Origin of the sequence: Vibrio sp. V04_P4A5T148 (assembly GCF_963875605.1) — a bacterium.
Classification (GTDB): domain Bacteria; phylum Pseudomonadota; class Gammaproteobacteria; order Enterobacterales; family Vibrionaceae; genus Vibrio; species Vibrio anguillarum.
Map to the genome: position 1 here is coordinate 1 of NZ_CAWNMS010000108.1, position 3421 is coordinate 3421.

At 39.0% G+C, this 3421-nt stretch carries 3 protein-coding genes; all 3 read right to left on the reverse strand.

Annotated elements, in window-relative coordinates:
• Positions 1-313: 313 nt before the first annotated feature.
• Entirely contained in the window at positions 314-604 is a 291-nt protein-coding gene (locus AACT18_RS17615) for a YkgJ family cysteine cluster protein (RefSeq protein ID WP_094143171.1), read from the reverse strand.
• A gap of 212 nt (positions 605-816) precedes the next feature.
• Entirely contained in the window at positions 817-2139 is a 1323-nt protein-coding gene (locus AACT18_RS17620) for a hypothetical protein (RefSeq protein WP_094143173.1), read from the reverse strand.
• Between the two features lie 725 nt (positions 2140-2864).
• Positions 2865-3395, reverse strand: coding sequence for a hypothetical protein (locus tag AACT18_RS17625; RefSeq protein WP_094146647.1), 531 nt, complete (start codon positions 3393-3395; stop codon positions 2865-2867).
• Positions 3396-3421: the final 26 nt, after the last annotated feature.

Sequence of the window (3421 nt, forward strand, 5' to 3'; positions counted from 1 at the left end):
ATATCTGATAATTTGTGATCTACTTTGCTTTCTTGTCGGTAGTCTTTAATGATTTGGAAATGCATAAATGGGTTGGTTAACTCGCTCATATTTAGGCTCCTATATTGTCTAGGAGCTATTACAAAACAACGAAAATGATCTACAAGACGATCTTTAATTTCATGTGGTTACATTTAAAAACTGGGATTGGTGATAGGTTCAAAGCGGATTCTTAGCATCTTTGCAGCCCTTATATATCAACGACCTTCATGCGGTTTCCCTGCTTGAACCGTTTGTTATGGCTAGCAACTCACTGATTTATTAGGTAAAAAATTTAAGAGCAGTCTATTCGCTCATCTCGACATTCGTAAGAGCCCATTTCAAATTCTCGACAAATCCAAGGGCGATTTTCGTAAATTGTACACATGAATGTTTCACGATCTAAAGCTGAACACCAACCATCTGGCAAACGCAGCATAGTTTCTCCACCCCATTCATCGAATGCAATGTGCTGTTCTGGTACACCTGTATCGGTAATGATCATAACCTCCAAACGGCAACAACAAGCATGGCAGTTTGAGCACGATATTTTCGGATTTGATACATTTTTAATTGGGATTGTCATCGAGTTCTTCAGCGAATTTAATCGCAGAATAGTACTCCAATTTAAACCAATTTACCGACATTAATGATGAACTCAACTTGATAGCCATAACGCCCGCTTAAGGGGCAGACAACGCTACTACTAACTTTCCGCATAACACGGTAACCACGAAAACCAACGCATAGTAAAAATGCCGCGCGTTGGCTGTCCCTCTTGAAGCGTTTGTTAGCTGCTTATTTCATTAGTGAGTCATAGTCCGTTTTAACTCCACTAGGGATGCTTGCAGGATCAAATAATTCTAAAGCTTGTTTTAGCCGAGTTCTTGCCGCGGCAGAATTACTAAGTCTTCGACCAAGATCTGAATGGCGATTCATTGCAAGACGAATTAATGTCGCAATTTCCCGAGGCGAGAAGGCTTCAATAATTTTCTTGTAATAAGGGACAGCTGCGTTAGAAACACCATACCCATTCCCAACAGTACAGCAAGCCACCACATGAACTAAAGTTTCTTGCATTGTTTCAGGAATTGCTCCTTGCTGAGTCAGTTCTAATAAGCGTTCAGCAAAAGGAGGCTCATTATAAAAATTATTCATTCCATTATGGACATTCCACAAACGTGTTGTCGCTTTTGAAAATACAGCATGTTGCTCAGACTCGTTTAGAAGACCTAAATAGCCTAATTTTTCAAAAAACTGTAAGGATGCTGTGTGCTTATCTTCTAAACCTTTAGCCACATAGTCAGTATGGTTGTTGATTAACTCTGATTTAATCGAGCTTGTAAGTGTATCCCTCAAGCCCAAACAAATGTCTAAAGCATTCAAGCGAGCTGGTTCGCTTGTAGCTGAATCACAATAAATGCCATGAACCATTGTTACTAATAATTGACGTTGAGCATCATGGGTATCATTTAACCTTTGTGTCCAAATTTGGCATTGCTGCTCATTAAACCTAGAACCTTTAACAGCAGAAATAAATGCGCCTATTTCGACACCTTTTGGTGATACTGAGTCAGCCAATGCATATCGCACACAGCGATTTAAGAAAGTGGTAAATTCACGATCGTTTACTTTTCCCATTGTAGGGTGGGCTGCTGAGAAATTATTCCTCACATCTCGACATTGATCTAAGAAGAAATAACCATCTTCATCAATGATATTCAGCTTGAGACATAATTCGAGGAGCCGGCTGTCCTGAAGCTCCAACAAGTGCTTTTCTTCAAAGTCACATTGGCGAATTTGAGCCACAACAGCCAAACCAAAATTTCTAATTTTCTGACGCAAATGAAGAATTGCAGCATTCCATATGTAATTCATCGCACCATCAAATAAGCCCGAACTTACAGCAACACACATTCTTGCAACAAGCTCTCCACGGAGATCTGACGGTATTTCTCTTAATTCTCTTGGCAAATCACGCCAGGCGTATTCAATTTCTTCATCACTAGCAAGGACATTACGAGGAATACCTAACGAAGCTGTTAATTCAGCAAGAGCTGGAAGTACAGTGTTAGGAAGTGATGGTAATTGGATATTTTCTCTTACTACTATATCTGTCATGGCAAATATAACCTCTTTCTAATAATTTCTACTAAACGTGAAATACGAGAGCAGCTAACGCCCAATTAAGTGGTGAACAACGCACTGGCCAAGCCGCTGCATAACACCGTAAAACACTTTACCTGACGCATAGTAAAACTGCCACGCGTTGAGAATCCACTTGAATTGCTTGTTATGTGAATTTTACCGTGAATTCAAAGTAAACCACCGTAGAAATGAAGAGATTTTAATAAGTTACGTGAAAAACCAATACTTACCAAAACCTAAATTTCACAGCGATCTGAGCCAAAGAGAGCCACTTGCAGAATCAACAACAAAGAAAGCGCCCTTTCAGCCACAACCAAACCTTTTGCGTCAACAAACTTTCAGAGCTGAGCTTCAGCAAGAGAATCAGTCAAAAAGACATTTCAATTAAAGCGATTTGAAACCAGCGAAACTCAACACAAACCAGATCCAAAACTTAATTGAGGCAGCCCAAGAACCTTGAAAACGATCAATATCAAGTTGTTCAAGAATCCATTTCGACCAAGCCAACTTGCCGAAAACACGGAACGAATTTTCAATGAAATCGTAGAATTAACCTCAAAAACTCATCAAACACATAACGCCCGGCTAAGGGGTTGATAACGCACCACCGAACTCAAAAAACACACCGTAAACACTGAATTTCGATTTTGCACTAAAGTCGCCAAGCGTTGGCAATCCCTCTTGAGCCGTTTGTTATATTACGTTAGCTCAGATTTTATATCTAACCATGCTTTCTCCAAAACAATTTGCGTCTGCTCTTCTAAGGCTTTTCTATAAGACCCAACATCTTTAGCGACACCATCTTTCGTAACAGTCTCTTGATAATAATCCTTGATAAGAGATTTAAGTATTTTCGTATATTCTTTATTTGCATCAAGCATTAGATGTATCCTTGTCCTAGATGCTATTAATTGAGAATGATACTCGTAAAACTTTTCACTAGAATAGAAATCATCATCTTGGCTGCGTCTGAGTTTAATGGTCGAAGCTAAACTTATAAATTGAGAAATATGTTCTCTAAGTTCAGTTATCCATGCTTGCCGTAATTGTGCTTTTTTAGCTAAATTTTGTGACAGCTGATTTTGCTTCGTTATACGCCCCACGACTATAGACGTAAAAATACTACCTATACCTATTAATCCTGTAATTATAATCATGGGCCAATCAGGTGAAATTGATAATAAGAACTCTTGTCCTTCACTAGATAGAACTAACTTTTCAGTACTCATACTTCCTCAGTAATATAACGCCCGGC